Source organism: Marinicauda salina (assembly GCF_003122085.1).
GTDB classification, from domain to species: domain Bacteria; phylum Pseudomonadota; class Alphaproteobacteria; order Caulobacterales; family Maricaulaceae; genus Maricicauda_A; species Maricicauda_A salina.
In genome coordinates, this window is record NZ_QEXV01000007.1 from 42,881 (window position 1) to 68,485 (window position 25,605).

General features: G+C 68.0%; 25 protein-coding genes. 10 read left to right on the forward strand and 15 right to left on the reverse strand.

Annotated elements, in window-relative coordinates; translation table 11 throughout:
- The first annotated feature begins 35 nt into the window (after positions 1–35).
- Entirely contained in the window at positions 36–662 is a 627-nt protein-coding gene (locus tag DDZ18_RS13135; protein ID WP_109253863.1) for a TetR/AcrR family transcriptional regulator, read from the forward strand.
- Here the strand turns inward: DDZ18_RS13135 and DDZ18_RS13140 are convergent.
- Positions 650–1,588 carry a DMT family transporter gene (locus DDZ18_RS13140; protein WP_109253864.1) on the reverse strand — a complete coding sequence of 313 codons (939 nt, stop codon included), beginning with the start codon at positions 1,586–1,588 and terminating at the stop codon, positions 650–652. The genes DDZ18_RS13135 and DDZ18_RS13140 overlap by 13 nt on opposite strands.
- Positions 1,589–1,749: 161 nt before the next feature.
- On the opposite strand from DDZ18_RS13140, the gene DDZ18_RS13145 reads away from it, so the two are divergent.
- Positions 1,750–2,247 carry a GNAT family N-acetyltransferase gene (locus tag DDZ18_RS13145; RefSeq protein ID WP_269845079.1) on the forward strand — a complete coding sequence of 166 codons (498 nt, stop codon included), beginning with the start codon at positions 1,750–1,752 and terminating at the stop codon, positions 2,245–2,247.
- 223 nt (positions 2,248–2,470) lie between these two features.
- On the opposite strand, the gene DDZ18_RS13150 is transcribed toward DDZ18_RS13145, so the two are convergent.
- From DDZ18_RS13150 to bfr, 3 genes are all read right to left on the reverse strand, one after another.
- Positions 2,471–2,989: a DUF3299 domain-containing protein gene (locus tag DDZ18_RS13150; RefSeq protein ID WP_109253866.1), complete on the reverse strand. Its 519-nt coding sequence runs from the start codon at positions 2,987–2,989 to the stop codon at positions 2,471–2,473.
- A 57-nt stretch (positions 2,990–3,046) separates the two neighbouring features.
- Positions 3,047–3,829, reverse strand: a complete 783-nt coding sequence (locus DDZ18_RS13155) for a ZIP family metal transporter (protein WP_109253867.1) — start codon at positions 3,827–3,829, stop codon at positions 3,047–3,049.
- Positions 3,830–4,103: 274 nt separating this feature from the next.
- Positions 4,104–4,586 carry a bacterioferritin gene (bfr, locus tag DDZ18_RS13160; protein WP_109253868.1) on the reverse strand — a complete coding sequence of 161 codons (483 nt, stop codon included), beginning with the start codon at positions 4,584–4,586 and terminating at the stop codon, positions 4,104–4,106.
- 76 nt (positions 4,587–4,662) lie between these two features.
- Between bfr and DDZ18_RS13165 the strand changes: the two genes are divergently transcribed.
- Positions 4,663–5,046 (forward strand): DUF4112 domain-containing protein, encoded by a 384-nt coding sequence (locus DDZ18_RS13165; RefSeq protein ID WP_109253869.1) that lies wholly within the window; start codon positions 4,663–4,665, stop codon positions 5,044–5,046.
- A gap of 3 nt (positions 5,047–5,049) precedes the next feature.
- Here the strand turns inward: DDZ18_RS13165 and DDZ18_RS13170 are convergent, their stop codons facing one another.
- Positions 5,050–5,286 carry a (2Fe-2S)-binding protein gene (locus tag DDZ18_RS13170; protein WP_233245846.1) on the reverse strand — a complete coding sequence of 79 codons (237 nt, stop codon included), beginning with the start codon at positions 5,284–5,286 and terminating at the stop codon, positions 5,050–5,052.
- Between the two features lie 98 nt (positions 5,287–5,384).
- On the opposite strand from DDZ18_RS13170, the gene DDZ18_RS13175 reads away from it, so the two are divergent.
- On the forward strand, positions 5,385–6,113 hold the full coding sequence (locus DDZ18_RS13175; RefSeq protein ID WP_109253871.1) for a M48 family metallopeptidase: 729 nt from the start codon (positions 5,385–5,387) through the stop codon (positions 6,111–6,113).
- Positions 6,114–6,245: 132 nt separating this feature from the next.
- Here the strand turns inward: DDZ18_RS13175 and DDZ18_RS13180 are convergent, their stop codons facing one another.
- The 3 genes from DDZ18_RS13180 to DDZ18_RS13190 form a co-directional block, all read right to left on the reverse strand.
- Positions 6,246–7,034 (reverse strand): DUF3800 domain-containing protein, encoded by a 789-nt coding sequence (locus tag DDZ18_RS13180; RefSeq protein ID WP_158272163.1) that lies wholly within the window; start codon positions 7,032–7,034, stop codon positions 6,246–6,248.
- Between the two features lie 146 nt (positions 7,035–7,180).
- Positions 7,181–8,944: a M28 family metallopeptidase gene (locus tag DDZ18_RS13185; protein WP_109253873.1), complete on the reverse strand. Its 1,764-nt coding sequence runs from the start codon at positions 8,942–8,944 to the stop codon at positions 7,181–7,183.
- A gap of 144 nt (positions 8,945–9,088) precedes the next feature.
- Entirely contained in the window at positions 9,089–9,547 is a 459-nt protein-coding gene (locus DDZ18_RS13190; protein WP_109253874.1) for a hypothetical protein, read from the reverse strand.
- A gap of 449 nt (positions 9,548–9,996) precedes the next feature.
- Here DDZ18_RS13190 and DDZ18_RS13195 point away from each other — a divergent pair, with 449 nt between their 5' ends.
- The 4 genes from DDZ18_RS13195 (at position 9,997) to DDZ18_RS13205 (ending at position 14,710) form a co-directional block, all read left to right on the forward strand.
- Positions 9,997–10,938, forward strand: coding sequence for a bile acid:sodium symporter family protein (locus DDZ18_RS13195; protein WP_109253875.1), 942 nt, complete (start codon positions 9,997–9,999; stop codon positions 10,936–10,938).
- Between the two features lie 405 nt (positions 10,939–11,343).
- Positions 11,344–13,125, forward strand: coding sequence for an N-acyl-D-amino-acid deacylase family protein (locus tag DDZ18_RS13200; RefSeq protein ID WP_109253876.1), 1,782 nt, complete (start codon positions 11,344–11,346; stop codon positions 13,123–13,125).
- Positions 13,126–13,142: 17 nt separating this feature from the next.
- On the forward strand, positions 13,143–13,628 hold the full coding sequence (locus tag DDZ18_RS13825; RefSeq protein WP_146190679.1) for a hypothetical protein: 486 nt from the start codon (positions 13,143–13,145) through the stop codon (positions 13,626–13,628).
- A gap of 611 nt (positions 13,629–14,239) precedes the next feature.
- Positions 14,240–14,710 (forward strand): hypothetical protein, encoded by a 471-nt coding sequence (locus tag DDZ18_RS13205; protein WP_109253877.1) that lies wholly within the window; start codon positions 14,240–14,242, stop codon positions 14,708–14,710.
- Positions 14,711–14,807: 97 nt separating this feature from the next.
- Here DDZ18_RS13205 and DDZ18_RS13210 read toward each other — a convergent pair whose 3' ends face one another.
- Positions 14,808–15,725 carry a LysR family transcriptional regulator gene (locus tag DDZ18_RS13210; protein WP_109253878.1) on the reverse strand — a complete coding sequence of 306 codons (918 nt, stop codon included), beginning with the start codon at positions 15,723–15,725 and terminating at the stop codon, positions 14,808–14,810.
- A gap of 107 nt (positions 15,726–15,832) precedes the next feature.
- On the opposite strand from DDZ18_RS13210, the gene DDZ18_RS13215 reads away from it, so the two are divergent.
- Positions 15,833–16,117 carry a DUF4242 domain-containing protein gene (locus tag DDZ18_RS13215; RefSeq protein WP_109253879.1) on the forward strand — a complete coding sequence of 95 codons (285 nt, stop codon included), beginning with the start codon at positions 15,833–15,835 and terminating at the stop codon, positions 16,115–16,117.
- Positions 16,118–16,123: 6 nt separating this feature from the next.
- Here DDZ18_RS13215 and DDZ18_RS13220 read toward each other — a convergent pair whose 3' ends face one another.
- The 6 genes from DDZ18_RS13220 to DDZ18_RS13245 form a co-directional block, all read right to left on the reverse strand.
- Positions 16,124–16,885, reverse strand: a complete 762-nt coding sequence (locus DDZ18_RS13220) for an SDR family NAD(P)-dependent oxidoreductase (RefSeq protein WP_109253880.1) — start codon at positions 16,883–16,885, stop codon at positions 16,124–16,126.
- A gap of 169 nt (positions 16,886–17,054) precedes the next feature.
- Positions 17,055–19,409 (reverse strand): penicillin acylase family protein, encoded by a 2,355-nt coding sequence (locus DDZ18_RS13225; protein WP_109253881.1) that lies wholly within the window; start codon positions 19,407–19,409, stop codon positions 17,055–17,057.
- A gap of 48 nt (positions 19,410–19,457) precedes the next feature.
- The gene (locus DDZ18_RS13230) at positions 19,458–20,879 is read right to left on the reverse strand and encodes a coniferyl aldehyde dehydrogenase (RefSeq protein WP_109253882.1); all 1,422 of its coding nucleotides are present in this window, start codon (positions 20,877–20,879) and stop codon (positions 19,458–19,460) included.
- Positions 20,880–20,890: 11 nt separating this feature from the next.
- Entirely contained in the window at positions 20,891–22,498 is a 1,608-nt protein-coding gene (locus tag DDZ18_RS13235; protein ID WP_109253883.1) for a GMC family oxidoreductase, read from the reverse strand.
- Entirely contained in the window at positions 22,495–23,754 is a 1,260-nt protein-coding gene (locus DDZ18_RS13240; protein ID WP_109253884.1) for a serine hydrolase domain-containing protein, read from the reverse strand. The genes DDZ18_RS13235 and DDZ18_RS13240 overlap by 4 nt, the downstream gene beginning before the upstream one ends.
- Positions 23,755–23,858: 104 nt before the next feature.
- Positions 23,859–24,998 carry a PQQ-dependent sugar dehydrogenase gene (locus DDZ18_RS13245; protein WP_109253885.1) on the reverse strand — a complete coding sequence of 380 codons (1,140 nt, stop codon included), beginning with the start codon at positions 24,996–24,998 and terminating at the stop codon, positions 23,859–23,861.
- A gap of 70 nt (positions 24,999–25,068) precedes the next feature.
- Here DDZ18_RS13245 and DDZ18_RS13250 point away from each other — a divergent pair, with 70 nt between their 5' ends.
- The gene (locus DDZ18_RS13250) at positions 25,069–25,506 is read left to right on the forward strand and encodes a hypothetical protein (protein WP_109253886.1); all 438 of its coding nucleotides are present in this window, start codon (positions 25,069–25,071) and stop codon (positions 25,504–25,506) included.
- Positions 25,507–25,605 lie beyond the last annotated feature (99 nt).

Consider the following 25,605-nt stretch of genomic DNA (forward strand, 5'->3'; position numbering starts at 1 on the left):
GCACATTCTTCCGTACACGATACAGGGTGTCGGACATGCGCGACGCTTCGGACGACCGAAAGACGCGTCGGGACATCAAGCGGGAGGCGACCCGCATCGCCGTTCTCGAGGCGGCGCGCCGGGTCTTCCTCGCGGAGGGCTATGAGGGCGCGACCATCAAGGCGATCGCCGAGACCGCGCAGGTCTCGCCCGGAACGGTGCTCAACGCCGCGCCGTCGAAGGCCTCCCTGCTCGTGGAGATCCTGCAGGACGAGGCCGAGACCATGCGCGGTCTCGCCGACCGGCTCGAGGCGTCGCTGACGGGCGATGTCAGGACGCGGCTCGAAGCGCTGCTGCAGCTCATCCTGGAAAGTAAGCTGTCGCGCGCCGACCTGTTCGCCGCCGCCGTCGGCCATACCTGGCTGCTGACCGACCCCGCCTATCACGAGACGTTCGAGCACATGGAGGCGGTCTGGGCGATCGTGCGCCGCGCGCTCGAGCGCGGCGTCGAGGCGGGCGAGTTGCGCGCCGGCCTCGATGCGGAGCGGGCGACGGCGCTGCTGCAGGACATGCTGCTGGGCGTGCTGCGCTGCCAGCGCCGTCACGGACCCGAATTTGCGCCGGAGGCGGAGCTGCGCGCCCGCCTCGAAGTCCTGACGCCGGCGCTGCTTCAGGAAGCCTGAGCGCCGCGTTCTCGGGCCGCGCGGACCGCGCCGCGCACCCGCAGGCGCTGGGCGATGTAGACGCCGGCGAGCACCAGCCCGGCGCCGGCGATCTGCAGCGCGGTGAGCGCCTCGCCGAAGATGATCCAGCCTGCGCAGGCCGCCACGACGGGCTGGAACAGGATGATCAGCGAGGCGAGCGGGGCGGGCACGCGGCCGAGCCCGAAGGCGACGCCGCCCTGGCCGCCGGCGTGGACGATCACGCCGAGCGCGATCAGCGGCAGCCAGCCCGCCGGCGTCGCCGGCAGCAGCGGCTCCCCGAAGCCCAGCGTGAAGGCGAGCGCGAACGGGGTCGCGACCGCCGTCGACCAGAGCATGACCCGCGGCGTCGAGGCGCCGCGCCGGGCCGCATGGATCGCCAGCAGGTAGGCGGCGTACCAGACCGCCGTCATCGCCGACAGCGCGTCGCCGGGCAGGCGCTCGGGCGCGATCTCGACATTGACCAGAGAAAGCAGCATCGCCCCGCCGAGCGCGAGAACCGCCGCGCCGGCGAAGCCCCAGCTCGGCCGCTGCTTGAAGATGAGCCAGGCGCCGGCGGTGACAATCACCGGGGCGAGATTGGCCAGCAGGGTGGCGTTGGCCGCCGTCGTGATCTTGATGCCGGCGTGCCAGAAGGCGAGGTCGAGGCTGAAGAAGACGCCCGCCAGCACCATCGCCCGGCGGTCGGGTCGCTTCGGCGCCGTCGTCGCGCCGCGGCGCTCGATCGCCAGCCAGAGCGCCAGCGCCGGCAGGGCGAAGACGAGCCGCCAGAAGGCGATCGCCTGCGGGCCGAGGTCCGACAGCTTGACGAAGATCGGCGCGAACCCGATCAGCGTCGCCGCGCCGAGCAGCGCGATCACGCCGGTCAGCGCCGAGCCTTGCGGCGAAGCTTCAGGTGCGGCGGCCATGGACGCTTTCTCCCCCGCGGCGGGCGCAGGCCTGATCGCATGTTCGCCCGTTTGCGACAATGCGGCCGCGGGGCGAACTCGGCTAGAGTGGGCCTGACGGATTCGCGCGGGAGGCGGCCATCGGACTCGATATTCCGGTTCTCGAGACCGACAGGCTGCGGCTGCGCGGCCATCGCGCCGACGACCTCGAGGCGTGCTTCGCCATCTGGGGCGATCCCGGAATGACGCGGCATATCGGCGGCCGGCCGTCCACGCGCAGCGAGACCTGGACGCGGCTCAACCGCTATCTCGGCCACTGGGCGCTGATGGGCTACGGCTACTGGCTGGTCGAGGCGCGCGACACCGGCGCGGCGGTCGGCGAGGTCGGGCTGGCCGAGTTCAAGCGCGATATCGATCCCCCGATCGAGGGAACGCCGGAGGCGGGCTGGGTGATCGCGCCGGCGCATCAGCGGAAAGGCTACGCCCGCGAGGCGATGGACGCCGTGCTGGCCTGGGCCGACGAGACGCTGGGCGCGGCGCGGACCTGCTGCCTGATCGCGCCGGAGAACGCGGTCTCGATCCGACTCGCCGCAAGCCTCGGCTATCGCGAGGCCGTGCGCACCTTCATGCGCGAGGCGGCGACGGTCGTGTTCTTCCGGGAGAAGGGCGGCGCGCCCTGAAAAAGGGCGGGACCCGCCCGGCGCCGCGCTGGCGCTCGATCGCCCCCCTCTGACGACAGCGTACCGCGCTGGGACAGCCGGGGCGGGCCCCGGACAGGGCTACGCAAGGATTATGCGAGCCCCGTCCGCCCGGGGGAGGGGTCCGCCCGGGCGAGGCCATGATCGCAATCGTTAACGGCGGCGATGGCGCCGAAATGCGGCGGACCGGCGCCGAAACCTGCGGTTATTCCGTGTAGGGCCGCAGCTCGGTGAGTTCGAGCGTGTAGGCGGTGTCGCCGAGATCGTTGTCGGTGCGCCGCGTGCGCATCACGCCGACGGCCCACACCGGGTCCCACATGCCGTCGACTTCGACCGGTTCTTCGGCTTCGACGAAGATCAGCTGGTTGGGCGGCGGCGGCGGCACGTGGATGCACGCCCCGACATAGGGCACCAGCAGGAAGCGCGACACCGCGCGGTCGGCGGCGTAGTCGAACGGCAGGACGTAGCCGCCGATCTTCACGCGCTCGCCGTCGAGAGCGTCGACGACATTGTAGGTGCGGATCTGGGGCATGCGGTCGACGCCGAAATGGTCCATGCCCATCGCATTGGCTTGCATCTCCTGGAGCCGGGCGATGTTCCGCGCCTCGCCCTCGGGCAGCAGGTCGGACCATTCCAGCTCGCGCGGCGCGCTCGACTGGGCGCGGGCTTCGGCGGCGACGAGCGCGAAAACGGCGGCGAGGGCGAGGATCAGCGTGCGTGTCATGGGCGGATATGTGCGGCGTCGCGCGGCGGGCTTCAAGCGCGTCGTCGTCGCAGGGGCTCAGTTCGCGGCGTGCTGATGGAAATGGCCGCCGACCTCGATCGTGTCGAGATCGCGCGCGGGCGGGGTATGCATCAGCGTCATCGCCGCCGCCAGCGCGGCGCCGCCGAGCACGGCCGGCGTCGACAGCGTCCAGCGGGTCGTTTCCGTATGACGCAGCAGGTGCACCGCCCCGACATGCAGAAGCAGGCCGGCGGCGACGGCGAACAGTCCGCCGAGCACTTCCGGCGACAGCGAGGCGGCGACGGGCGCGGCGGCGACAGCGGTCAACAGCGTCGTGCCCCCCGCGGCCAGGGAGGCGTAGCCCGCGCTGGCGCGGTCGGACAGGCCCGCGCGCTGCAGCAGGACGAAGCAGATCACCGCCTCGGGAAACTCGTGGATTACCAGGCCCGGCACGGCGGCCAGCCCGATCGCGGCGCCGACGGCGAAGGTCACCGCATAGACCACGCCGTCGATCAGCGAGTGCAGCGCGATCGCCAGCACCGGCGCGAGGCTCGAGGCGGCCTGCAGGCCGGCCGGTCCGCGCAGGCTCAGCAGGCGCTGCATCATCGCGCCCAGGCCGAAGCCGGCGAGCACCAGCCAGGGCGCGGCCGGGATCGCGTCGAGCGCCTCGGGCAGGAGCCGCAGGATCGACACCGCGATGACCAGGCCCGCGGCGAAGGCGGCGAAGACCGGCGCATGGGTCCGCGTGAACCCGGCGGCGAAGCGCACCATCACCAGCGCGATCACGGTGACGGCGGCCGCGGCGAGGCCGAACAGGGCGGAGGCGAGGACGGGGGACACGCGGCGGCCTTTCGAGGGCGAACGTTACTGTGTAACGCCGCGCCTCTCTACGCCTCGCGGGGCGGGGATGCAAGGGGCCGAGACGGAGCGCTTCGCCGGGAGGACCGTCCAGGAAACCTGTCATCCCGGCCGAGCGACGCGAGCGCCGGGATCTACCGGAATCGCAGGCAGAATTCGGGAAACGCTCAACGTAGGTCCCGGATAGCCCTGCGGGCTTCCGGGATGACAAGCATCGAATTTCATCAGCCCCAAGCGGCGGCCGCCGAACCCCGCCTCAGCTCCCCTCTTCCTCGCCGAGCTGGCTCTGCATGTAGCGCTCCTCGCCGATCCGGGAGATCACCTCGAGCTGGGTCTCGAGGAAGTCGATGTGCTCCTCCTCGTCCTTGAGGATGTGGTCGAGGAGCTGGCGCGAGACGTAGTCGCCGACCTCCTCGCAGTAGGCGATCGCCTCCTTGTAGACGGGATGGGCCAGCCGCTCGGCCTCGAGATCGCATTCGAGGCATTCCTTCAGCGTCTCGCCGATGCGCACCTTGCCGAGATCCTGGACGTTGGGCAGCCCCTCGAGGAAGAGGATCCGCTCGATCAGGTCGTCGGCGTGCTTCATTTCGTCGATGGATTCGTCGTACTCGATCTTCGCGATGCGGTGGAAACCCCAGTCGCGGAAGATGCGCGCGTGGAGGAAGTACTGGTTGATCGTGGTCAGCTCGAGCTTCAGCGCCTTGTTGAGATGCTCGATGACGCCCGCGTCGCCTTTCATGAGAGGACTCTCCGGAATCGGTTGGCGTGAGCTCAAATCCTAGACAAGCCCGGCCGTTCCCTGAAGGGTTATCGCGATGCGCCGGAGACGCCGCACCCGAACCGCCTCGGAGTCCGAGGCCGACATCCCGCCCGCGCTGGCGCGGGCGCGCGCCGTCGCGCATCTCATGGACGCGCAGTTCTCGGTGGGCGGGTTCCGCTTCGGCGTGGATGCGCTCGTCGGCCTCGCCCCCGTCGCCGGCGACCTCGTCGTCGGGCTGATCGGGGGCATGGTCATGCTCCAGGCCGCCGACGAGCTCGGCCTGTCCTGGTGGGTGAAGACGCGGATCCTGGGCTACACCGTGCTCGACCTCGTCGTCGGCGCGGTTCCCGTCCTCGGCGACGCGATCGACTTCGTCTACCGGTCGAACCTCAAGAGCCTGGCCCTGATCGAGCGCGCCTGGGCGAAGAAGCGGGGGTGAAGCCTATTCCGCCGGGGTCGCCAGCGGGTCGCGGACGGGTTCGGCGCCGGTGAGCATGCGCGCGGCCTCCTCGAAGCAGCGGCCGCACTTGGGCTTGGCGCCGCACGCCTTGAACGCGCTCGGCACGTCGCGGGCGCCGGCCTTGGCGGCGTCCTTGAACTGGCGGCACTTCAGGGCGTTGCAGATGCACACATACATGGGCGCGCGGCTCTCCAGGCGGGCGGCATACCCGCAAATCATTCTCAAAATCATATGCCGATCATGCGAATGATTGTCAACTGCGAACCCCGCCGCGCACTGCATCTGGCGCGCCGGCGCGGCGCGGCTAGGCTGGGCTCATGACCGCCCGCGCGATTCGCCTCGACGGCCGCGAGGTCGCCTACACGCTGAAGCGCTCGGCGCGCCGGCGCACGATCGGGCTCAAGGTCGGCCCCGAGGGGCTGGTCGTGACGCTGCCCGGCCGCGCCGGCGAGCGCGAGGCCGAGCGCGTCATCCGCGACAAGTCGCGCTGGGTGCTCAAGACGCTGGAGAAATGGGCCGACCGCCCCGCGCCGCAGCCGCTCAAGGGCGTGGAAGGCGAGATCATCCCGCGGCTCGGCCGCGGCCTCGATCTGCGCATCGAACCGCATGCGAAGGCGCGCACGCTGATCGATCACGACGACCAGGCGGTGACGGTGTCGGTCGACGAGCGCCTCGACGGCGATCTCAGGGCCGCGACCGTGCGCCGGGCGCTCGAGCGCTGGCGCCGGCGCGACGCCGAGGCGGTCATCCCGCCGAAAGTGATCGCCTGGGCCGACCGCCTCGGCCTGCCCGAACCGGTCGTGAAGCTGCGCGCCCAGAAGGCGCGCTGGGGCAGCTGTTCGTCGGACGGCGTGATCCGGATGAATGTCCGGCTGATGGCGTTCGAGGACGCGCTCATCGACTATGTCTGCGCCCACGAGGCCTGCCATCTCGTCGAGATGAACCACGGGCCCCGCTTCCACGCGCTGATGGACCGGCTGATGCCCGACCACCGCGCGCGGCGCAGGGCGCTCGCCGCGGCCGCGCCGGCCGGGGCGCATTTCTGAAGCACCAGCAGGGGTGACATTTGTTATTCGAATCCGCGGAATCGATCCACAGTGGCGAACGAACTTCACCGGAACTGAATGGACGACACACCAATTCTAATTTAAAAAACAAATTTAGATAAGAATTAATAACTATCTACACGAAGGTCCAAAATAATAACTCTTAGGGTCTCCAATAGAAAGTAGGTTAGGATTATCAATCGGGCATGTGACCGGCCCTGTAAATATCTTAATTATATGTGGGCATGATGCAAAAGCTGCAGCGCACATCTTGTCTATAACGCTACCAGGTTCAAAATTTTCAGAAAGACCCGTTTGTATCGCTTTCGATGCATATCGTCTTGAGTAATATGCCCAAAAATCTGCGAGTTGTATTGCGAGACATTCATGCTTTTGAATGAACTCTAATTCATCTACCAATTGCATTTTACCTTCGTTGCGAAGCGATTTATATATATTCGATATATTTCTATTGTTTTTGTTGCCTGATTCAATAAAAAAAGAAACGTTTCGTGGCCCACTCAATTCTAAAAGACCAATGTTGTCACATACCGTCGTTGTTAGCATCCCGAATAACATTCCCAATGCCGAAAACTGAGCCGTTTTTTTGCTTGCTCTTTTAAAGTCCCTTACGACATTTCCTGTAATGCAGAATGAAACACCAGCGATATTATTGTCTTTTGCTGCGCCAAATAGTTGTGTTAAAAAGGCATCTCGATACTCGAAACTCCACCCTTCGAAATCATCACGGCAGTTGTGAAATCTATTTGTGTGAAGGGTCTCGATGCCAAAATCTCTGTAAATTTCTGCAGCTTCGCGTTCATACGCAGCCCAGTTATCGTTCGGCGCATAATAGCCGGCCAGCGCAGTGACTTTTCCGCCTTCTACGTAGCTGTCGTCGAGATAGCAGAGGACTGGCACGGCGATCCAGCTTGCTCCAGATAATCAAAGAGAGGCTAAGCGTGGGAATATAATGCTCAATCGCAACTAGCAACGTAAAGTATAATAGCCTGAAAAAAGGGCCGCGCCCGAAGACGCGGCCCCTGATCAGGCGGAAGGAGGCGAGGCTACTCGCCGTCCTCCATGTCGCCGTCTTCCATCATGGCGTCGCGCAGGCCGCGGAACTCGTTGCCCTCGTACCAGTTCGGCCAGGCCTCCGAGTCCGTCAGCCGGCGGCTGACGTCGTACATCAGCTCCATGTCGGCGACATAGCCCGACAGGTCCCAGTCCTCGTCGAACTCGTCGGCGGGCTTGTGATAGGCCTCGGCGCGATAGGCCGCCTCGATCTGCTCGACATGTTCGCGGCCGTGCTCGACATGGACCGAGCCGCCGTCGGCGTAGAGCATCGGCACGCCCTTGCGCGCCAGCGTGACGTGGTCGGAGCGGTAGAAATAGCCCGCCTCCGGCGTCGGGTCGGGGCTGACATAGCGCCCGCGCGCCTCGGCTTCTTCGGCGAGGATGTCCTCGAGCTCGGACGCGCCGTAGCCGATCACCACGACGTCCTCGGTCGGACCGGTGGGCAGCATGCCGTCGAAGTTGAAGCCGCCGACGGTCTCGTCCAGCGGGACCAGCGGGTTCTCGGCGTAGTAGGCCGAGCCCAGCAGGCCCTGCTCCTCGGCGGTGACGGAAACGAAAATGAGCGAGCGCTCCGGCGGCGTCTCGGCCGTGGCGTAGCGCTCGGCGATCTCCAGGATCGCCGCCGTGCCCGTCGCGTTGTCGACGGCGCCGTTATAGACCTGATCGTCGCCGGCGAAGTTCAGCCGCTGGCCGAGATGGTCCCAGTGGGCCATGAACAGAACGTGCTCGGCGGGACGCTCGGCGCCGGGAAGCCGGCCCGCGACATTGCGCGATTCCGTCGTCTCGAAGGACTGGTTGAGCGTGGCGCTGAGCTGGGCGCCCTCCATCTCGACGGCCTCGAAGTCCGGGCTGACCGCGGCCTCGGCGAGCTCGTCGAAGTCGAGCCCGACGGCGCTGAACAGTTCGCGGGCGGTCTCGAGCTGGATCCAGCTCTGCACGTCGACGAAGTCGGCGTCCGGGTCCGGCACCAGCGAGGACTGCGCGCCGGTCCAGGACGAGTGGACGACTTCCCAGGGATAGGAGGCCGGCTCGGTCTGGTGGACGATGATCGCGCCCTCGGCGCCCTGGCGGGCGGCTTCCTCGTACTTGTAGGTCCAGCGGCCGTAATAGGTCATGGCCCGGCCGTTGAAGAGGCCGGAGTCCGGATCGGCGAAGCCCGGATCGTTGATCAGCATGACGACCGTCTTGCCCTCGACGTCGAGGCCCTCGTAGTCGTTCCAGCCGTATTCGGGCGCGTTGACGCCGTAGCCGACGAAGACGAGGTCGGAGGCTTCCAGCGTGACCTGCTCCTCGGCGTTCTGCGACCAGTAGACCGCGTCGGCGCCGAGCTGGAGGCCCATCGGCTCGCCGTCGATCGAGATGTCGTAGGACGAGCTGTCCTCGTCGAGCGTGATCTGCAGAAGCGGCACGGTCTGGAACCAGCTTCCGTCCTCGCCGGCCGGCTCGAGCCCGGCGCGCTCCATCTCCCCGGCGATCCAGTCGGCGGCCGGTTCGCCGATCTCGGTGCCCGGGCCGCGGCCGCCGAAGCGGTCGTCGGCGAGCGTCGAGACGCGATAGGCGAAGTCGTCCGCCGTGATCGCCGGATCGGTGGCTTCGTGCGGCGGCCAGTCGCCGGCCGCGGCGGTTTCTGTCTCGGCGGCCCCGGCGTCGGCGCCGGTTTCGGCGTCGGCCTGGACGTCGGCGTCCTCGACGGGTTCGCCGCAGGCGGCCAGCGCGAAAAGCGCCGCGCCCGCGAGCAGGCTCAAGCGAGTCATAGTCGGTCTCCCCTAGGATTCATGTGGGCGCATGGTGCATCCCGGCGCGCCGAGCGCAAGGCCGCCGGGCGCCGGGGCCCGCGTCGCCCGCTTCAGCGGCGGGACGTCGGCTCGGTGAAACTCGGGATTTGTCGCGCTAGAGACCTAAAGGCTGAAGTGGCTGATGAACCCGCATCCCGCGCGGGTGTCCATCAAGCGGTAATAGATGACGATCCGCCCGAGGCGTCGCGTTATGTACTCCGCTTCGGCTTCACAGACACGGTCGCCTCCAGGATCAGCCAGCGCAACGTCCACGCTGCCCTCGCAGCGATAGACTTCCGAATGCACGTAGACGTTCTCGACCCGTCGAAGGGCGATGGCGTCTCCGCAGATGCGCGCGACCGGCTCGCCGCTCGCGTCAGAAGCGCGCTCATCGATAATGACGATGGTCAGGATGTCGTTGGGGCTCGACGGGGTGCACGCTCCAATTAACAAGGCCCCGAAAGCGAGGAAGCCTCCGGCAAAATTGCCTAGAGGTGTCTGGGCTCCCCAGACCGGTTTCAATTGGCAGGCAAATCGGTGAGCCATCGAAATGCCGCGCAGCCAACTCCCCTTAATCATCATCCTTTGTCCACTTCGTATGGGCTACGCCGAGAACATGAGCAGATATTATTGTGAATATCGAGCTGATCAAGAAAGATATGAAGTATCCTTCGAGGCCCCATGTTATAGTTGAAATTATCACAAATCCTATGGCAGCAATCAAAATGAAATTGTATACTTTTTTATTTGTATTCTTATTTTTCATTACTGCAATTCCGAAATTTTAGTGCGCTCGTCTCTCTGCACCCTTCCTAGTAGCCTCCGACGGGCAAGGAGTCTGCTCTCGGCGCTTCATACCCGCGATGGTGGGTCATCCGCGATCCGGGTTTGCTCCGGGACAACCTCCGGCAGAAAAACGTCCCGATCAAGCCCGGTGCAGTCCCGCCCCAACCCTCGACAGCCCCGCCCCCGCCCGTCCAGAGTAAACGCTGTTCGCTCCGCCGCCCGGCGGGGCCGGCGCCGGAGGCGGCATGGTCGACATGAGCGAGATCGAGAGCTGGCGGATCACGCTCGATCCGCGCTTCGACGCGCTGCTGCCGATCGGGTTGATGACGATGATGTTCGCCGTCGCGCTCGCGCTCCGGCTCGAGCAGTTCGCATTCCTCCGGCGCGATCCCGCCCGTTTTCTCGGCGCGGCGGCGGCCCAGATCCTCGGCCTGCCGCTGCTCACGCTGGCGCTGGTCTACGCGCTCGGGCCCGCGCCCTCGATCGCGCTGGGCATGATCGTCGTGGCGTGCTGTCCCGGCGGCAACGTCTCGAACTTTCTCACCCATCTCGGCCGCGGCGAGACCGCGCTGTCGGTGTCGCTGACGGCGACGTCGAGCCTGCTCGCCGCGCTTCTGACCCCGGTCTCGATCGTGGTCTGGGCGAGCCTCTATCCGCCCGCGGCCGCGCTGGTCGCCGCCGTCGAGGTCGATCCCTGGACCTTCGTGCTGCAGACGACCGTGCTGCTCGCGGTTCCGCTGGCCGCGGGGATGGCGGTGGCCCATCTCGTTCCCCGCTTCGCCGCGCGCATCCGGCCGGGCTTCATGGCGGTCGCCTTCGCCATCCTGATCCTGCTGGTGGTCTCGGGGCTGGCGCGCAATCCCCAGATCCTGCTCGCCGCCGGGCTGGTGCTGACGGGGATCGCGGCGCTCCACAACGCGCTCGCCTTCGGGCTCGGCCATCTCTCGGCGCGCGCGCTGGGCTTCGACGCCGCCGGCCGGCGCGCGCTCACCTTCGAGGTCGGCGTCCAGAACGCCGGCCTGGCGCTGGTGATCCTGCTCGCGGCCTTCGACGGCATCGGCGGGGCGGTCGCGATGGCGGGGATCTGGAGCGTCTGGCACCTGATCGCCGGGCTGGCGCTGGTCGGCGGCTTCCGCGGCCTCGACGCCTGGCGCGCCCGCGCCGCGGTCCGGGCGGGAGCGGAGTGATGGGAGATGCGCGGCGCCGCGATCCCCTCCCCTTGTGGGGAGGGCCAGGGTGGGGTGCGTTGAATTCCCGGACGCGCCGCAGGCGCGATCCGGGACCTCGTGGCGGCCAGGCCTTGTGGAGGCCCCGGCTCTCGCTGCGGTCGGCCGGGGGTTCATGCGCTGGAGCCCCCCACCCCGACCCTCCCCCGAGGGGGAGGGGGACGGAACGGATTCACGATGCGGCGCGAGTGGAAATGCGCCGGGCGATGAGCTTCCTATCCTGCGTTTTCCTGCCCCGGATCGGGGTCCGGGGTGAACTCCAGTCAGGATCCAGAGAAGCAGGGCGCCGCGCGTCCTCTCTGGGCCCCAGCTTGCGCTGGGGAAACGCGAAGAGACTGAAGACATGAACCGACGGGAGCACACGCGATGACCTACGACCTCAAGATCACGGGCGGAACCATCGTCGACGGGACGGGCGGCGAACCGTTCGAAGGCGAGGTCGGGATCACGGCCGGGCGCATCGTCGCCGTCGGCGAGGCGCCCGACGACGCCCGCGAGACCCTCGACGCGGCGGGCTGCATCGTCACGCCGGGCTTCCTCGACGTGCACACCCATTACGACGGCCAGGCGAGCTGGGACGACGCGCTCCAGCCCTCGATCCGCCACGGCGTGACCACCGCGGTGATGGGCAATTGCGGCGTCGGCTTCGCCCCCGTGCGCCGGACCGATCACGACCGTCTGGTCCGCCTGATGGAGGGCGTCGAGGACATTCCCGGCACGGCGCTCTCCGAGGGGCTCAGCTGGGAGTGGGAGAGCTTCCCCGACTACATGGACGCGCTGGAGAAGACGCCGCGGACGATGGACATCGCCGCCATGGTCACCCACGACCCGATCCGCGTCTTCGTCATGGACGAGCGCGCCAACGCCGAGGACCAGGCCACCGACGCCGAAATCGCGAGGATGCGCGATCTCGTCCGCGAGGGGCTGGAGGCCGGCGCCATCGGGTTTTCGACGGGCCGCTCGGATCTCCATCGCACCGCCGACGGCGAATGGACGCCCGCCAGCGAGGCCACGGCGAAGGAGCTCGCCGGCATCGCCTCGGCCTTCGAGGGGCTCGATCACGGCGTGATCCAGGCGGTCTCGGACTTCGATCTCGAACGCGACCAGGACCGCTTCCCCGAAGAGTGGGCGGTGATCGAATCCTACGTGAAGGCCGCCGGCGGCCGGCCGTTCTCGATCTCGCTGATGCAGCGCGACTTCGCGCCCGATCAATGGAAGAAGATTCTCGCCGGGCTCGAGCAGCTCGACGCCGAGGGCTACACCGTGCGCGCCCAGGTCGCCCCGCGCGCCATCGGCGTCTTCCTCGGGCTTCAGTGCACCTTCCATCCCTTCATGGGCTATCCCGCCTACAAGGAGATCGCCCATCTGCCGCTCGACGAGCGCGTCGCGCGAATGAAGGACCCCGGCTTCAAGGCGAAGCTTCTGGCCCAGAAGTCCGACAAGGTCTCAACGCCGGAGAACTCGGTGCCGCCGATCGCCGATCTCATGATCGAGACCATGGAGTTCGTCGCGGAAAAGCTGTTCACGCTCTCCGACGATCCCGACTACGAGCAGCCGCCGGAACAGTCGATCGCGGCCAAGGCGCGCGATCGCGGCGTCTCGGTGTGGGAGCAGCTCTACGACACGGCGATCGCCCGCGACGGTCGCGAACTCATCTACCTGCCGATCTACAATTACACCGAGCTCAGCTACGACAACGTGCTCGCCATGATGAAGCACCCGCTCTCCATCATGGGGCTGTCCGACGGCGGCGCGCACGTGGGCACGGTCTGCGACGCGAGCTTTCCCACCTATCTGATCGCCTACTGGACGCGCGACCGCACGCGCGGCGAACGCATCGCGCTGCCGACGGCGATAAAAAAGCTCACCGCCGATCTCGCCGACTATCTGGGGCTTTCCGACCGCGGGCGGATCAAGCCGGGGCTCAAGGCCGATCTCAACGTCATCGACTACGACAATCTGAGACTCGAGGCGCCGCACATGGTCCGGGACCTGCCCGCCGGCGGCCAGCGCCTGCTCCAGGGCGCGACGGGCTACCGGGCGACGATCGTCAACGGCGAGGTCGTGGTGCGCGACGATGCGATCACCGAGGCGCGGCCGGGACGGCTGATCCGCGCGGGCCGGGAAATGAGGATGGCGGCGGAGTAGGGGTGAGAGGTGCGGCAGTGAACGACAAACCTCCCTCTCATCATTTGATCTATAAGATCTGGATGTTCGTTGAATTGGCCGAAAAGCGATTAGGCCGGTGCAGGCATGATCGGGTGCTGTTGAACGCCTGTGTAGAAGCGCGGGCGATCCATGCGCGCGGGCTTTTGGATTTTCTCTATAAGAAGAATCCTCGGCAGGACGACTATGTCGCGGAGCGCGCTTTTCCCGAACAAGGTCGATGGGGACAGATTGTAGGCCAATCACCTGGCGACCTGTCAGAACACATGGAGAGGATAAACAAGAATATTCCTCACCTGACCTATAAGCAGCTGACCAGAGAAGAGGGCAGGCAACCGCCAGATTGGCCGCGCATCGAGGCAATCATTTCTTCAGGCCTAAGCAAGTTTTTCGATGAGTTTCCCAAAAGCGAGGTCTGCTCTTGTGATTCGTGCAAGCGAATCCTGTCTCTCGAATCGGTTCGCGCGTTGATCGGAAAGCATTGACTTTTGCGTCTGTTTGACGCGCTTCATGCGTGCTGACTATCGCATGGCCGCGGCGCCGGCGTTTCTCACCCCACCCCGACCCTCCCCTCAAGGGGAGGGAGTCAGGTCGCCGCCGCGCGCGATGTCCGCTCAAGACCGGACGCCAGCGCGTTCTCCCTCCCCCTCGGGGGAGGGACGGGGTGGGGGGCGAGCGTTGAGCGCCGCTCTGGATGCTTGGGTCAAGCCCAAGGACCGAGCCGGTGGAGGACTCGCAAGGCCCTCGTCCTTCGAGACGCCCCGATCCCCTCATCCTGCGGGTGAGGTCCGCTCGGCGAAGCCGATGCGGGGCGCCGGTGGCGCGCCGCAAAGGCCGAACGCGTAGCGGCCGTCTCGAAGGACGGGGATCGGGGCGGAGCCGAGAGCGGCGCCTGTCCCCCTGACCCGCTTGCGCGTCATTCCCGCGAAGGCGGGAACCCAGAGGGGCCGCCAGACGCCCTTCGATCCTTGGGTCCCCGACGGCCTTCGGCCTCGGGGATGACGAAGAGATTGGAGGGGAAAGGGAACTCGCCCGCGCCGACGCTCGCCCCTATGAAAGATTGCGCGATGCGCGCCCTCCGCGCAGGCTGGGCGTCATGCGGACGCTTTTCGCCAGCCTGCTTTTCGTCCTCACCGCCGGCGTCCCGTCGGCGATGGCGTGCAGCTGCGCGCTTCCGGACCACAGGCCGCCGCTCACCATGGCGACCTATCTCGATGACGCGGAGGTGGCTTTCGTCGGGACGGTGACGGAATCGTACGAGTCTGCCCCGAACGCCGACGACCGGCGGTACGGCGTCGACCGATACGAGACGTGGTTCCGTGTGGACCGCGCCATAAAGGGCGACCTGCACCGGCGCGCCATGGTGGCGCACACGACAAACGATGGCATGTGCGGCGTGTGGTTCGAGCCCGGCCGCACCTATCTCGTCTTCGCCCGCGCGGGCGATGAGTCGGGCGAACTGAGGACCAGCGCGTGTCTTATGCCGTTCGAGCGCGCGCGCGATGTGTTCGCCGAAGCGCTCGATCTGGATGTTCCGCTGACCAGCCCGCATTCTCGGCCGGATTAGTATGAGGCCCTCCGACCGCCCCCCACACTATGCCAGGGGGTCCAGCGAGGGGCGGCTTCGCGTCAATAGGTTCCCGCTTGTGCGGGAACCCCGGCGATCACGCCCCCGCCTTCTCCTCAAGCATCGCCTGCGTCTTGCGGCCCTCTGCGACGAGCCAGTCGCGGAAGCGGGCGACCGGCGGGCGGCGGAGGCTCTCGCGGCGGAAGCGCGCGCGATAGGGCGCGCCGAGCCAGGCGCCGGCCGTCGCCGGGAAGGGCAGGGAGAGATCGCCCGTCTCGATCCCCGGCGCGGCGAGCGCCAGTCCGCAGATCGCGAGCGCGGCGTCGGAACGCACGGCCTCCAGCGCAGGCGCGATGCGGGCGTAGCGGATGCCGCGCTCCGGCGCGGTCTTGCGGTAGCCGTGGGCGGCGATCCAGTCCGGCCAGAATATCGCGCCGGGGACGTTCCGGTAGGCGTCGAGGTGGAGCAGCGGAAAGCCTTCCAGCCGATCGGCCGCGTCGAGCGCGTTGATGCGGCGCGTATTCTCCGGCGAGCTGACGGGCAGGAGATAGTCGGTGAACAGGTCGATCGCGTCCTTTCCGCCGGGTTCGACGTCGAGCCGGATCTCGCAGTCCGGCGCGCCCGGCGGGGCCTCGCTGCTCATGCGGAACTCGGTGTTTGGACGGAGCGCGCGGAACGCGTCCAGGCGCGGCTCGAGCCAGAGCGCGGCCCAGTCGGGATCGGCGAGGATATGAATCTCGCTGAGTCGTTGCAGCTCGAGAATGCCGGCCGCGGCGTCGAGCTCGGCGAAACCCGTCTTCAGATGGGGCATGGCTTGCTTGAGCGCCGGCGCGGGGCGGATTCCGGATCGCCCGCGCACCAGCAGGTCGACGCCCAGATAGTCCTCGAGCGTGCGGATGCGCTGGCCGACGGCGGCCGGCGTGACGCCGAGCCGCTCGGCGGCGGCCTTGAGCGAGCCTGCGCGCACGGCGAGCTCAAGCGCCTGCAGCGATCTCAGATGGGTCGCGTGATCCATGCCTCAGGGTAAAGTTTTTCTTTAATTCGATAAAGAACATTCAGATTGTCGACGCCCTCGCCGAGGCCAAAATGGCTCTCGTCTCGCAGACAGGGAGGAGACCCGCCATGGCCCAGCTGAAGCGATACATGATCGAGCGCGACATCCCCGGCGTCGGATCGATGTCGATCGTCGAGCTCTGCGGCGCCGCGCGCGCGTCCAACCAGGCGCTCGACAAGCTCGATCACGGCATCCAGTGGCAGCACAGCTATGTCGCCGGCGACAAGACGTTCTGCATCTATCTCGCCAGCGGTGAGGACAAGATTCGCAAGCATGCCGAGCTGAGCGGCTTCCCGGCGACCAGGATCACGGAGATCCCGCAGATCATCGATCCGCTGACGGCGAACAACTAGGCGCGGCTAGCGCACATAGCTCGCGCCGTTGACGTCGAAGGTCGCTCCGGTCGCCGAAGGACACGCGCCCGAGAGCAGGAAGGCGCACAGCCGGCCGAACTCCTCGGGCTGCGCCATCTGGCCGTAGGGGACCTCGGCGAGCGCCTTCGCGCGCGCGCCCGGCTCCTGCGGCGCCATCTCGGTGTCGATCCAGCCCGGCGCGATCGCGTAGGCCAGGACCCCGTCGCCGGAATAGGCGCGCGCCAGCGTCTTGATCAGCCCGATGAGCCCGGCCTTCGCCGCGGCGTAGCTGGGATGGTCGGGATCGTCGCCGCGATGGGCCGCGCGCGAGGCGATGGCGACCATGGCGCCGGGATCGTCGGCGCGGCCGCGCCAGTCGCGGGCGGCCTCGCGGGCGAGATCGGCCGCCGAGAGCAGGTCGACCTCCAGCGTGCGCGTCCAGTTGGCCCGCCAGGTCTCGTAATCGGCCTCGATCGAGGCGGCCTCGAAGATCCCGTGATTGATCACCAGCCCGTCGAGGCGCCCGCCGGCGAGCTTTTTCGCCTCCGCCCAGGCCTCGGGCGCGGCGCCGGGGGTCGCGAAATCCGCGCTCATCAGGCCCAGGAAGTTTCCGCCGAGATCGTTGGCGACGTCCTCGGCGGCGTCGCGATTGCGCCCGTAATGGACGACGACCTTCGCGCCCTGGCCGGCGAGCGTCTTCGCGATCGCCGCGCCGGTTCCGCGCGAGGCGCCGGTGACGAGGATATTCTTGTCGGCGAGGCCGGGCATGGGCGGGTCCTTTCAGGTGGCTTGGCGAGGAGAACCGAGGCGGCGAATCCCTCTCCCCCTGTCAGGGGGAGAGGCCAGGTGAGGGGGGCGGTGGAGGTAGAGCGCGACGCCTGCTCCCCTCACCTTACCTCTCCCCTCAAGGAGGGGAGAGGGGGCGCATGCGTCGCGCCTATTCTCCACCCCCGGCCGGAACCAGCCTGAGCGTCCTCGCGCCCTCGGGCGGGTTTTCCGGCGTCCAGTCGTCTCGGATCTGGAAATACTCGCCGGCCGCCCACATGGGCGCGAGATCGTCATAGTGCGCCGACAGCGGATGGCCGGACTGCCCCGGCGCGTGCATGAACCGCGACTCGTTGAGATCGGCGAGGTCGTAGATCGCCCGCATCGAGGCGCCGTGATAGGCGTCGTAATTCCCCGCCGCGTAGCTGAAATGGCCGACATTGACCGTCGAGCCGTCGCCGCCGACGGGCTCGCGCACGGTGAACATGCCGCCGAGGATCGGCTGGCCGGTGAAGGCGTGGTCGAACACCGCCTGGTGGACCTCGCCCCAACGCCAGGCGTCGATGTCCTCGCCGTATTGCGCCGCCGTCCGGGCCATCGCCGCGTCGAGCGCGAGCCCTGCGATCGTGGCGCAGCGCTCGACCGAGGCGGTGCGGACGTCGTCGCACCAGGCCGAGGCGTCGCCGGCGAGCACGTCCTCGAGAAAGGCGCGTCGGGGCTGGTCGAAACGGCCGGCCAGCGCGCCGAGTTCGTCGGACCAGATCGCCGCCGACAGCGCGCGCAGCCAGGCCGAGACGATTAGGCCTTCCGGCTCGTCGGGATCGAGCGAGGCGTCCCATCCCTCCAGCCGCGCGATCGCGGCCGCGCCGAGCTCGCTTTCGGGTTCGGCGGCCAGCAGGGCCGGCAGGATGCGGCGGATGTGCAGCGAGGTGACGTCGAGCTGCATCGCCGCGAAGCTTTCCGCGTCGTGGCGCTCGGTCGCCTCGATCATCGCCTCGATGCGCGGCGCGCGGTAGACGGCGTAGCTGCCGGGAAGCGGGTAGGGATAGACGTCGCCGGCGACCAGATTGTTGCCCGAGGCGATGTAGCCTCCGCGCGGGTTCTCTACCCGCGGCAGCTCGTCGAACGGGACGAAGCCGGTCCATTCGCCGGCCTCGTCGCGCACCGGCAGCAGGCCGGCGGTGGTGTAGCCGATCGTTCCGTCGATCCCGGCATAGTGCATGTTCTGCATCGGCGCGGTCCAGCCGCGCACCGCGTCGACGAAGCTGTCCCAGCCGGTGGATTTCATGATCGCGAGGGTGGCGTCGGCGGAGTCGTTGTCGGGATGCGTCGAGGTCGAGCGCCACACCACCAGCTTGTCGGGATCGAAGGGCGAGAGATCGAACCACTGCTCGTCGAGGACCGGGCCCTCCGGCGTCTCGCGGATGACGAGCTCCACGTCGTCGCCGCCGCGCACCCGGATCGTCTCGCGCCGCTCGGTGACGTCGATCGCGCCGGGATCGCGCTCGACATAGTCGATCACGTCGAAGCCGGTGTTGGTGAAGCCCCAGGCGCCGTGGGCGTTGCGTCCGAGCACGACCGAGGGCGTGCCCGGAATGGTCCCCCCGATCACCGGGCCGTAGGAGAGGTTCAGCCGGACGAAATACCAGATCGACGGCGCGCCGAGACCGAGATGCGGGTCGTTGGCGAGCAGGGGCGCGCCGGATTCGGTGCGCTCGCCGGAGACCACCCAGGCGTTCGAGCCGGGCCGGTTCTCGGGTTGGGCCTGCGCCTCGCTGTCGGCGTCCCGTCCGCGCAGGGTTTCGCCGATCTCCTCGAGCGGCAGCACCTCGACGCCGTCGAGCGTGGCGCGCACGTCGGCGTCCTTCAGCATGGTCGGCGCCCAGTCTGGGAAGGGGTCGAGGAACTGGTCGAGCTGATCGGGCGAGAGCGCGTCGGCGAGCGCGGCGCGGTCCCAGTCGTCCGCCCCGCCGGCGGCGAGATCATGGGCCAGGAAGATGTTGACGGCCGCCGAATCGATCGGGCGCCACGGCTCGATCGGCATCCGCAGGACGGCGTATTCCGGCGCCGGCGCGCCGCGCGTCAGCCTGGCGTTGACGCCGGCGACATAGGCCTCGAGGGCGGCGCGGGTCTCGTCGGAGAGATTGGACAGGACGGCCTCGGCGGCCCCGGGATAGCCGCGGATGCGCGCGCGGGCGTCGGTGCGGACATAGTCGTCGCCGAGCGCTTCGGCGAGTCGGCCCTGAACGTAGCGCCGGGCCATGTCCATCTGGAAATAGCGTTCCGCGGCGTGGGCGTAGCCGACCGCGAAATAGACGTCCGCGTCGGTCTCGCCGAAGATGTGCGCGACGCCATGCTCGTCCCGGACGATTTGCGCGCTCGCGGGCAGGCCGACGGCCTCGGCCTCGCCCGAAACCTGCGGCTTCGTGGCGATGAAGCGCTCGGTCAGCCAGCCCGCCGCGCCCAGCGCCAGCACCAGCGCCAACGCCGCGGCGGCCAGCCCGCCGCGCAGAATCCACTTGGTCATCTCAGCCCCCTCGGCGATCCGCGCCCGTTTCCGCCCGGCGCGCTCCCCTCAGCCCGCCTGCAGTTTCTTGAAGAAGTCGAACATCTTCCCATACGGCGGCGCGATCAACCGGCTCGGGTGCCAGACCGGCGCCTCGAACACGGCGCGCTCGTGGGTGAAGGTCAGAAAGCCCGCCTCGCCGTGATAGGCGCCGTAGCCCGACGCCCCGACCCCGCCGAAGGGCAGGTCCTCGACCGAGAGATGGAGCATCGGCACGTTGACCGCCGCCCCGCCCGAGATCGTCCGGTCGAGGAAGTCGCGCGCGGTGCGCTTCGACTTCGCATAGACGTAGAGCGCCAGCGGCCGGTCGCGCCGGTTCACGAACTCGGCCGCGTCGACCATGCCGTCATGGCCGAGCACCGGCAGGACCGGGCCGAAGATCTCCTCCTGCATCAGCCGGATGTCCTCGGGAGGATTGATCACCACCGTCGGCGGGAAGGCGCGGATCCCCTGCTCGGGCGCCTCATCGAACTCGGCCTGGATCACCTGCGCGCCGGCCGAGCGCGCCTCCTCGACGAGTTCGCCGATGCGGTCGTGATGGCGCTCGGAGACCAGCGCGGTGTAGTCGGCATTGCTCTCGCCGTGCGGCCAGTAGCGCTGCGCGCTGGCGATCACGGCTTCGGCGAACTGCGTCTCCGTGCCTTTCGGCGTGAGCACGTAGTCGGGCGCGACGCAGGTCTGGCCGGCATTGAAATACTTGCCCCAGGCGATCGTCTTGGCGGCTTCGGCGACGTCGAAGTCCGACGCGATCACGGTGGGCGACTTGCCGCCCAGCTCCAGCGTGACGGGGGTGAGGTTCTTCGCCGCCGCCTCGGCGACCATGCGTCCGACATGCGTCGAGCCGGTGTAGAAGAGATGGTCGAAGGGCAGATCGCAGAACGCCTTCGCCACCTCCGGCCCGCCGGTGATCACCGCGACATGGTCCTCGTCGAACAGCTCGGAGAGCGTCTCCTTGAGCAGCTCGGCGGTGCGGGGGGTGAACTCGGAGGGCTTGATCATCGCCCGGCAGCCCGCCGCCAGCGCGGCCACCAGCGGGGCGAGCGCCAGCTGCATGGGATAGTTCCACGGCGCGACGACGCCCGCGACGCCCTTGGGCTCGCGGCGGACATAGGCCTTGCCCGGCGCCATCGTCATCGGCACCGACTTGCGCTTGATCGCCGCCCATTTCGTCAGGTTCTGCCGGGCGTGCTTGGCGTCGGCGACCATGAAGCCGATTTCGGCGATCTGGGTCTCGGCGGCCGAGCGGCGGCCGTAATCGGCGTTGATCGCCTCGGCGAAGTCGGCCGCGCGGGCCTTCACCATCTCCTCGATCTTCTTCAGATCGTGCTTGCGCTCCTCGATGGAGCGCCGCGGCTCGGCGGCGAAGGCGGATTTCTGCGCCTCGAGGACCGATTTCATCCGCTCGATCTGGCGGGTTTCGACCTCGCTCATGGCGGTCTCCTTCAGAAGGCTCTCGACTGGATCATATCAGCTGCGCGGGTCGCGATCATGATGGTGGGCGCATTGGTGTTGCCGCCGACGACCTCGGGCATGACGGAGGCGTCGACGACGCGCAGATCGTCGATCCCGCGCACGCGGCACTGCTCGTCGACGACGGCCAGCTCGCCCGTCCCCATCGCGCAGGTCGAGGTCGGGTGATAGAGCGTCTCGCCGAGTTCGCGGACCTCCTCGGCGAGATCCGATCGCGAGCCGTCGAGCGTCTTCGGAAGCTCCATCTCGACGCGTTCGCCGTCGAAGGCGTCGCTCATGAGCAGGTCGCGGGCGATCTCCAGGCAGTCGATCATCACCTCCATGTCCTCGTCGGCGGAGAGATATTCGGGATCGATGAGGATGTGGGCGGAGGGATCCGCCGAGGCCAGCCGCAGCCGGCCGCGGCTCTTCGGGTAGAGATTGCAGGCGTGCAGGCTGATGCCGTGGCCGCCCATCGTGCCCTCGCGGCCGTGCGGGCTCGACAGGCCGGGGATGAAGACGAGCTGGATGTCGGGCAGGTCCTTCGCCAGCCGCGACTTCACGAAGCCCGACCCCTGGACCGGATTGACCGTGAACCGTCCCGTTCCGGTGATCGCCCACTGGGTGATGTCGAGCGCGTTGCGCGGGAATTTCTTCCAGGAGTAGCCGAGCGACTTCGCCGACTTCGTCCGGGCCCGCGCCATCACGTCGAGATGATCCTGCAGGTTGGCCCCGACGCCGGGCAGGTCGACCTCGACCCCGACGCCGACCTCGCGCAGATGGTCGGCCGGCCCGATTCCCGAGAGCATCAGAAGCTGCGGCGAGTTGAGCGCGCCGCCGGCGAGGATCACCTCGCGGTTGGCCGCGATCGTCTTGCGCTCGCCGTCATGGTCGATCTCGACGCCGGCGGCGCGGCCGTTCTCGATCACCACGCGGCGGGCGAGCACCTGGGTCATCACGGTGAGATTGGGCCGGTCCAGCGCCGGGCGCAGGAAGGCGTCGGCGGCCGAGCAGCGCTTCCCGTCCTTCTGGGTGACCTGGTAGGTCCCGAAACCTTCCTGGCGTTCGCCGTTATGGTCGGGATTCTCCGGGATCTGCCGGCGGCGGCAGGCCTCGTAATAGAGCTCGGTCATCGGGTTGACCGGGCTGATCGTCTTGACGTTCAGCGGCCCGCCCTGTCCGTGCCAGGGCTCGCCGTGATCCTCGTTGTTCTCGACGCGCTTGAACGCCTCGAGCGCGGTCTGGCGGTTCCATCCCGCCGCGCCGTGATCGCGCTCCCAGGAGTCGTAATTCTCCCAGGCGCCGCGCATGTAGTGCATGGCGTTGATCGAGGACGACCCGCCGAGCGCCTTGCCGCGCGGCCAGTAGAGCTTGCGGTCGTTGAGATGTTTCTGCGGCTCGGTCCAGTAGTCCCAGTTGATGCTTTCGTCCGTCATCGCGAACTGCAGCAGCATCGGGGTCCTGATGTTGGCCTTGTTATCCTTGCCGCCCGCCTCCAGCACGCACACCGAGACGTCGGGATCCTCGCTCAGCCGGCCGGCGAGCACCGAACCCGCCGAGCCGCAACCGACGATGACGTAATCATAGGCCTGCTCGGTCATGCGCCGTCCTCCGCGGTTTCGGTCCCGGCTTCGTCGGGCGACGTCTCCAGCGGGGCGACGCGCTCGGCGATGGCGCGGAAGACATGGAAGGCCTCTTCCTGGCGGGAGAGCCAGTCCGGCGACCCGGCGGTCTGGGCGATGACCACGCCGCGGCGCTCGTCGACCCAGACATACTGTCCGTAGACGCCGGCGAGGAAATACTCGTCGGCGTAGTCGGGCGGGATCCAGAAATGCAGCCCGTAGCCGCGCGGCGCGTAACGAGCGTCGGGGCCCGGTTCCTGGAACGGCGCGTTGGGCCGCGTGGCCTGCTCGACGAAGCCCTCGGGCAGCAGGCGCGCGCCGTTCCACACGCCGTCATTGGCGAGGAACCAGCCGAAGCGGGCGAAATCGACGGCGGTCGCCTGCAGGCAGCAATAGCCGATGGCGATCCCGTTCTCGCCGGGCTTGTTCTGCAGCCAGTTCGCGTCGTGCTCCATGCCGAGCGGCGTCCAGATCTTCTCCTCGACGATGTCGGCCAGCCGGTCGCCGTAGGCCCCGCGCACGACGGCCGACAGCACGTGCGTATTGGGGCTCGTGTAATGGAGATCCTCGCCGGGCTCGCGGTCGCGCTCGATCTCGCCGATCATCGCGTCGACGTTCCTGCGCATGATGAAGGCGTTGAAGAAGAGCGGACGGATATCGGAGGGCTCTTCGGGCGAGTACTCCTCGTTGAAGTCCATCCCCGCCGACATCATCAGCAGGTGACGCAGGCTCGTCGCGCCGTAATCGGTTCCCGCGAACTGCGGCGCGTAGCGCTCGGCGGGATCGTCGAGGCTGTCGATCAGGCCGTCGCGGACGCCCATGGCGATCAGTCCCGCGACGAAGCTCTTGGCCATCGACCAGGAGGTGAAGCGCGTCTCCGGCCCGGCGCCGCGGCGATAGGTCTCGGCGATCACCTCGCCGTCGCGCAGCACGACGAGCGAGGTCGCGTCAGCTTCGTCGAGATACCGGTCGAGCGACTTCGTCTCGCCGTTCCATTCATAGTCCAGCGCCAGCGGCTCGACGGCGCGGGGCAGCGGCTGCGGGTCGCCCGCCTCGATCCGGCTCGAGGGCAGGATCTCGTCCATCCGCTGGAAGGTCTCGGGAAATTGTTCCGGGTCGTCGAGCGCGGTCATGCGCGCGGGCGAATAGGGCGACCAGGGCCGGTAATACCAGAGCGCCAGCCCGACGCCGATCACGAGCAGAACGGCCAGAAGGCCGGCCACGATGCGCTTCATCCGCGCGCCTCCCCTTGTCTCGGCCCGCTCTTGATTCCGGCGAGCTTTCTTCGCGAGTGAACACTTTTCGCGAAGTGAAGGCTAGTCAACGATCACGCGGCGGGTCACGCGTCGGGGACGATGCGCAGCACGCGGCCGTTCTCGGCGTCGGTGAGCACGTAGAGGGCGCCGTCGGGACCGACCCGCACGTCGCGGATGCGTTCGCCGAGATCGCCGAGCAGCACCTCCTCGCCGACGGCCGCGCCGTTCTCCATGTCGACGCGGTGCAGCGCCCGGCCCGCGAGCGCGCCGATGAAGAAATCGCCGCGCCAGTCCGGGAACAGCTCGCCGTCATAGAGCGCCATGCCCGAGGGCGCGATCGAGGGAACCCACTCGCGCTCGGGCGCGGCGTAGCCCTGTTCCTCGTGGTCCTCGAAGGGCGAGATCCGCGCGCCCGAATAGTCGACGCCCGCGGTGACCACCGGCCAGCCGTAGTTGGCGCCGGCCTCGATCAGGTTGAGCTCGTCGCCGCCGCGCGGCCCGTGCTCGTGGGCCCAGACGCGGTCGCTGGCGTCATCGACCACGAGGCCCTGCACGTTGCGATGCCCCCAGCTCCAGATTTCGGGGAGCGCGTTGGGATCGCCGGTGAAGGGATTGTCGGCGGGGGCCGTCCCGTCCGGATTGAGGCGGACGATGGTTCCGAGATGGCTGTCGAGGCGCTGGGCCTCCTCGCGGTACTCGAAGCCGTCGCCGAGCGTGAGCAGCAACGTGCCGTCGGCGAGAAAGCCGATCTTGCCGCCGTAATGGACCGCCGTGTCCTTGGTCGGCTCCGCCGTCCAGACCGTCTCGCCGCCCGACAGCGTCTCGCCGTCGAAGCGCGCGCGATAGAGCGCGGTGGCGTTGGCGTCCGGTCCGCCCGCGGCGTAGCTCAGATAGACCACGCCGGTATCGGCGTAATCCGGAGCGAGCGCGACCTCCAGCAACCCGCCCTGGCTTTCGTAAAAGACGTCCGGCGTCCCCGCGATCGGTTCGTCGCGCAGCGCGCCGTCCATGATCAGGCGCAGGCGGCCGGGCTTCTCGGTCACCAGCATGTCGCCGCCGGGCAGGAAGGCCAGCGACCAAGGATATTCGAGTCCCTCGGCGACCGTCTCCACGCGATAGGCCGCGCTCGCCGGCCCCGTCTCCTCGGCCGCCTCGTCGGGTGCGCCGCACGCGGCCAGCGCCGCGGCCGCCGAAACGGTGATCGTCCAGGTTCGCATCGTCATCGCCCGCCCCCGATTTGCCCGGTCCGTTCTTTGAGGCATGATAGGGTTAAAGCCGACGGGGGGAAACGCCATGGCCTGGCTTCGGATTCCGGCGGGGTATCTCGCGGCGGTGGCCATCATGGCCGTCGCCGGGGTGCTGGCCCAGACCCAGTTCGTGCTTTCCGACCTGAAAACGATCGGCGCGGACATCGGCTGGGATGACCGGCTCTTCATGACCCGCGCCGACCTCGTCGGCCTGACGCCGACCTACGCCGTGTTCATCGCCATCGGCTTCGCCATCGCCTTCATCGCCGCCGCGCTCGCGCTCCGGCTGATCCAGGCCCCGCGGGGCGCGGTCTACGCCGGGGCCGGGGCGGTTTGCATGGCCGTCATGCTCTACCTGATGCGCGAGGTCTTCTTCGGCGCGAGCCCGATCGCCGGGACTCGCTCGACCGCGGGCTTCGCCGCACAGCTCGCCCTGGGCGCGGCGGCGGGCTGGCTGTTCGCCGCCCTGACGGCGCGGCGCTGATGCAACGCTGTTACAGTCCGGCCGCGTATTAACGCGATGATCACCATGTCTGAATGACAAATGGATTGAACGGCGTTTACAGTTTTCGTCCGGAGAAGT

Coding starts and splice junctions, on each gene's coding strand:
- DDZ18_RS13135 (WP_109253863.1), top strand. CDS start 36: ATGCGCGACGCTTCGGACGACCGAAAGACGCGTCGGGACATCAAGCGG.
- DDZ18_RS13140 (WP_109253864.1), bottom strand. CDS start 1,588: ATGGCCGCCGCACCTGAAGCTTCGCCGCAAGGCTCGGCGCTGACCGGC.
- DDZ18_RS13150 (WP_109253866.1), bottom strand. CDS start 2,989: ATGACACGCACGCTGATCCTCGCCCTCGCCGCCGTTTTCGCGCTCGTC.
- bfr (WP_109253868.1), bottom strand. CDS start 4,586: ATGAAAGGCGACGCGGGCGTCATCGAGCATCTCAACAAGGCGCTGAAG.
- DDZ18_RS13165 (WP_109253869.1), top strand. CDS start 4,663: ATGCGCCGGAGACGCCGCACCCGAACCGCCTCGGAGTCCGAGGCCGAC.
- DDZ18_RS13170 (WP_233245846.1), bottom strand. CDS start 5,286: ATGATTTGCGGGTATGCCGCCCGCCTGGAGAGCCGCGCGCCCATGTAT.
- DDZ18_RS13175 (WP_109253871.1), top strand. CDS start 5,385: ATGACCGCCCGCGCGATTCGCCTCGACGGCCGCGAGGTCGCCTACACG.
- DDZ18_RS13185 (WP_109253873.1), bottom strand. CDS start 8,944: ATGACTCGCTTGAGCCTGCTCGCGGGCGCGGCGCTTTTCGCGCTGGCC.
- DDZ18_RS13190 (WP_109253874.1), bottom strand. CDS start 9,547: ATGATGATTAAGGGGAGTTGGCTGCGCGGCATTTCGATGGCTCACCGA.
- DDZ18_RS13195 (WP_109253875.1), top strand. CDS start 9,997: ATGGTCGACATGAGCGAGATCGAGAGCTGGCGGATCACGCTCGATCCG.
- DDZ18_RS13200 (WP_109253876.1), top strand. CDS start 11,344: ATGACCTACGACCTCAAGATCACGGGCGGAACCATCGTCGACGGGACG.
- DDZ18_RS13205 (WP_109253877.1), top strand. CDS start 14,240: ATGCGGACGCTTTTCGCCAGCCTGCTTTTCGTCCTCACCGCCGGCGTC.
- DDZ18_RS13210 (WP_109253878.1), bottom strand. CDS start 15,725: ATGGATCACGCGACCCATCTGAGATCGCTGCAGGCGCTTGAGCTCGCC.
- DDZ18_RS13215 (WP_109253879.1), top strand. CDS start 15,833: ATGGCCCAGCTGAAGCGATACATGATCGAGCGCGACATCCCCGGCGTC.
- DDZ18_RS13220 (WP_109253880.1), bottom strand. CDS start 16,885: ATGCCCGGCCTCGCCGACAAGAATATCCTCGTCACCGGCGCCTCGCGC.
- DDZ18_RS13225 (WP_109253881.1), bottom strand. CDS start 19,409: ATGACCAAGTGGATTCTGCGCGGCGGGCTGGCCGCCGCGGCGTTGGCG.
- DDZ18_RS13230 (WP_109253882.1), bottom strand. CDS start 20,879: ATGAGCGAGGTCGAAACCCGCCAGATCGAGCGGATGAAATCGGTCCTC.
- DDZ18_RS13235 (WP_109253883.1), bottom strand. CDS start 22,498: ATGACCGAGCAGGCCTATGATTACGTCATCGTCGGTTGCGGCTCGGCG.
- DDZ18_RS13240 (WP_109253884.1), bottom strand. CDS start 23,754: ATGAAGCGCATCGTGGCCGGCCTTCTGGCCGTTCTGCTCGTGATCGGC.
- DDZ18_RS13245 (WP_109253885.1), bottom strand. CDS start 24,998: ATGACGATGCGAACCTGGACGATCACCGTTTCGGCGGCCGCGGCGCTG.
- DDZ18_RS13250 (WP_109253886.1), top strand. CDS start 25,069: ATGGCCTGGCTTCGGATTCCGGCGGGGTATCTCGCGGCGGTGGCCATC.